The sequence below is a fragment of the Novipirellula sp. genome (assembly GCF_041583735.1).
Lineage (GTDB): Bacteria > Planctomycetota > Planctomycetia > Pirellulales > Pirellulaceae > Novipirellula.
Window position 1 is genome coordinate 1 of record NZ_JBFHFD010000665.1, and the last position, 4773, is coordinate 4773.

At 57.8% G+C, this 4773-nt stretch carries 2 protein-coding genes; one reads left to right on the forward strand and one right to left on the reverse strand.

Annotated features, from left to right (window positions below):
• The coding region (locus tag ABX962_RS30515; protein ID WP_372725222.1) for a DUF4332 domain-containing protein at window positions 1-3718 on the forward strand (3718 nt) is incomplete at its 5' end.
• Between the two features lie 122 nt (window positions 3719-3840).
• Here the strand turns inward: ABX962_RS30515 and tilS are convergent.
• On the reverse strand, window positions 3841-4773 hold a 933-nt coding region (tilS, locus tag ABX962_RS30520), incomplete at its 5' end, for a tRNA lysidine(34) synthetase TilS (RefSeq protein ID WP_372725224.1).

Genomic DNA, 4773 nt, shown 5'->3' on the forward strand with positions numbered 1-4773 from the left:
GAATCCCATCGATACCGTGACCGACAACTACAAACAACATTGGGCCATGCGTGACGAATCGCTTCGTCGCCAATTGGATGATCTGGACGCTCAAATGATCCGCTGGCGTCGTGCATTGTTGGAAGTCCGTGGGCTCCGCGACGCCATCCTTGCCACGCGGCAAAACCTGCGGTCAACCGGTCACCCTTACTCGGCCGACTTTGGTCCGCAAGACGCAGCGATTCTGCGCCGTCGACGCCTGGACGGTTTCCTCGACGCGATCGACCGCTTTGATCCGTCGCGTGGATGGAACGAGTTTTATTCCGACTCGTACTTCGTTGACGATCTGCATCACGCCTCGCGGATCCGTAGCGAAGCGGACGTTTATCGCTCGCGAACCGGCAGAGTGATCGATCCGATTCACTCGCTCGATGAACTCGACCAACGGGTTGAATCCGCCACCCGCCAAATTGATTGGTTACTGCAACGATACGCCAGCAACGAACAATTTGATCATCAGTGGTACCAAACGGCCGGCGAATCGTCGGCATTTGGCGGCACCACGCTCGAAGAAACCTTGCGAACCATCCGAAACGACCTGATGCATGCGTCACGCTACGCGGTGAATCAGAAATTCGACTCGCTCGGCGATCCCGCCGTCCACTCCGCGGCGGTTCGTCCGGCGACGGCCGACGATCTTCGCGAACTGAACCGCAGTGAAAAGTGGCTGGTCAATGCGATCGATCAAATGATGCAACATCGCGAACGGATGTTGAATCGCTATACGCCATCAGAGATGAAGGAAACGCAGGATTGGGCGCGACATCGCGAATTGTTGCAGTGGCGTTACCAAAACGAACGCGCCGATCGCGTTGCCGAACTCAACCGCACCTCACGTGAACTCGAAACCTGTTTGGCCGACGTGGCCCGACTGCGTCGTGATGCACAAGCATCGATTGCCGCCGAAACGGTGCGTGAAAATGAACGTCAAGAAGCGATGGCCCGTGAAGCCGCGGTGCAGGAATTGCGGATCATCGACAGCAAATTGGCACGCATGTCACGCGTTCGTTGGCTTCGCAGTCGCGCGAAAGAATTGCGAGACCAACTACGTGCAATGCGAACTCCGGTTCCAACCGCATCACCACTCGGGCAAGCCGCCAGCGGTTGGCTTGTTCGGCTGACCGGCGGCCGACTTCGCACCGTTTCTTGGCAATACGAGCGACTTTCGCAGCCTCTGGGACACGAAGCCGCCACGCCCCCCAGTCGATCTGCTCCCGCGACGCACAACATGACTCGCGTCTTTATTGATGGACGGGACGAATCCCGCTGCAGTAACACCGAACGTGCTTTGACCGTGATCGCTGTCCGCATGGCTGCAGGTGAATTACTCGCCCGGCTCGGCAAACCGGTTCCAGTGGTTCTCGAGATTCCTCGTTCGTTGGCTGCCTATGTCAACCACCGCTTTGATGGCGATCGGCACGCGACCGCCCATGACACCTCCTTTTATCATCACAGCAATGATGGCCGTTTAAATCATCCGATTGCCGCGGCGCTTCGTGACTACGCCGCCGCAGGGCGTCAAATCGTGTTGCTGACAAGCGATCAAAATTTGGCAGACGAACTGGCCCGCGTTGGTGCCCGTTCGTTTGCACTGCGAGCGGACCGAGTCGTGCATGCTCACCGCCCCCTTTGGCGACCGCACTACGCACCCGAGCAATACACTGGCCCTCATCCTCACACCTATGGCGACCACATCGTGGGCGAACATCCTTTGTATCGAGCTGACAACTATCGTGTTAACGATATCAACCGTGATCTTGATATGGCTTGGCGAGAAACGTACGGAGCGAATGCCAACGCGGACGCAGCCGAATATGCATCGCGTCAGCCGCGTGCTTTCCACAATGACGGATATCGCCATGACGAGACACCTGCGAATGAGGTATACGGCAGCCATCGCGTGCGAACCGATGCTGCTCGCGATGGTGCCGCCTTTCGCGATGGCTACTACTACGCTGACACCTACACCACCGATGCTCCGCACTCGATCGACGCAACCGTGGTGCCACGTGGAAATAGCGTGTCCCGAAATCGCGACCTGATCGACCAAGGCCATCTCAGTATGCTGCGACGCGGCGAGTCGTCGGACCCTGCTTTTTTTTTAACAGTCGACAGTCCTATTGATCAGGCGCCTTCGATCGACGCGGTCGCCGCCGCACGATTGCGTGGATTGATGGTCACTCACATCACCCATTTGATGCAGCAAGACCCCAACCGTTTATCCGACGCATTGGGACTGGCGAGCGTCGACGCGTCGACCATCCGCCGCTGGCAGAGCGAATGCCGCTTGGTTTGCCGCGTGCCCAAACTACGCGGCTTTGATGCTCGCGTCTTGGTAGGCTGCGGTGTGACCAACCCGGCTCAATTGGCGTCGATCCACCCCACCGACCTGCTGCAACGGGTCGAAGATTTCTTGGCGACCGAGCAAGGTCAGAAGGTTTTGCTGAGCGGAAGCAGTCGCGAACTTTCCCGAATCACCAGCTGGATTGCAGCGGCCAACAGCTGGGGCCCCGAGAAAGGCCCTCGCTATGTCGATGGTCGAGCCATTCGCAAGACCGTTCGTCAGGAACGACGAGAACTAGATTACGATGATCGGGGCTACGATGACCGGGGCTACGATGATCTCGACAATTCCGAAGTTCGCTACGGAATCGGCACGATCCGCGGTTACAGCCGAGACCGAGATGGCATTCGTGTCACCCGAGGTCGCGATCGCTCCGGTTCAACTCGGGCCGGTTCAAGTCGGGCCGGTTCAAGTCGGGCCGGTTCAAGTCGGGCCAGTGTAAGTCGGGCCAGTGCAACTCGGGCACTTCGCCGAGGCCGCACGAGCGAATCGAGTCGTCGTCGACACTCGGAATCAAGCGACGAGCGTTCATCGCGTCACACCCCCTTAAAAGCTCGCTCGGGCGACCGCGAAAACCGACAATCGGAATCGAATCGGGAAACAAATCGAAAATCAAATATTGATGACTCGCAAAACCGCAGCGGACGGGGCGAAGGCCGTGCAACGTACAACGGTTCAAATCAGCATTCTAGTAGCGAACGATCACGTCGCCGCCGCTCGAATCGCAACGGTTCATCCTCCAATCGCGACGTCGTTCGTTTGTCCGATCGTGACAACCACCACAACTCGCGTTCACTCGACCGCACAGACCGCGAGCCTCGTGAGACGCGTTCGATGCGAGATCCATCCGAGACGCGTGCGGTCAAATCGCGTGAACCACGCGATACCGAATCGGAGCCTCGCTTCTACCTGGAACGCGACAATCCGGTGGTCGATGCCCCGTCGATCGGACCACGGATGGCCGATCGGCTGAACAAGATTGGGATTTATACCGTCGACGATTTGCTGAACGCGAATCCCGAACGCGTTGCCGAAAAACTTGGCAATCGCCGCATCGACGGCGACATCGTGTTGGCATGGCAACAACAAGCCACCTTGGTTTGCCGAATCCCGATGCTGCGTGGACACGATGCCCAGCTTTTAGTCGCAGCGGAGATCACGAGCCCCGAAGAATTGGCGACTCAAGACGTCGAGGACTTGTTCAGCCGAGTGGATCCGATTAGCCGTAGCCGAGAAGGCAAACGAATCATTCGCGGCGGAAGTCTGCCGGACATGGAAGAGATCAGCGAGTGGATCCGCAACGCCAAAGTGAACCGAGAACTGTTGGCTGCCTGAAGAGATCCCGAGTCAGAGTCGAGCCGTAAACGCTAACGACAACCTCCTCAAGTACCATCCGCTCGATGTCAAAGCAAATGACATTGGGCATTGCCGTCGGCTCGCCCAAATCCGATTAGACATCACCCATCACGCTGCAATACAACGCACCCGTCGATGGATTCGATTCGAATTGTTCCAGGCAGCATACAAATCCCGGTGGGAGCGTTGCTAACGTATTGATACAACTGCTGCCAATGCGAGTGTGACATGCTTTGCATTGGCCACTGCAGTGACGACCATAACTGCTGCATCGCCGTGATAATCACAGTCGCATCGGTTTGGCCGTCGCACTGAATCACCACCGTGTCACCGATGTGCACGTGCTGAGCCCGCCAATTTTCAGCCATCGATTCAATCGTCTGGACCCAGTCACGCTGGGTCGTGGCGGCTCGAAAAATGGCCTCATTCGCATCAGGATACTTCGATAGAATCAACGGCATCAATTCGTGTCGAATCCAATTGCGTCGGTAATCCCGACTTGTATTACTGGAATCTTCGCACCATGGTTGGTTGATCGAGCGGAGTGCGCTGCGAATGCGATCTCGCGAGACATTCCGTAGCGGGCGGATCAACACTGTATCCTCCCCCAGCGACCGGAACGGTCGGATCCCAGCCAAGCCTCTCGGGCCCGTCCCGCGAAGCAGGTGGTGCAAAACGGTCTCGACATTGTCGTCCGACGAATGTGCAACCGCGACGTAACGAGCCCCCAATTGCTCGGCCGATTCCGTTAGAAATCGCAGCCGCATTTTTCGCAGCGATTCCTCGTCGCGGGCGTCCACACGATCGGACCGCCGCCCGACAAATGGCAACTCGAGCTGCGTCGCCAATGCGCGGACAAACAACTCATCTCGCTCGGATTCCTCGCCGCGGGTGGCGTGATTGAAATGGGCTAGCGTCAAGAAACCGGTTGGCGGATCGGCCGCGGGTTGACTTCGCAGATGCTGAAGCGCTCGCACCAACGCCACACTATCGGCACCTCCGCTACAACCGATCACGACCCCAACGCCGCTCCA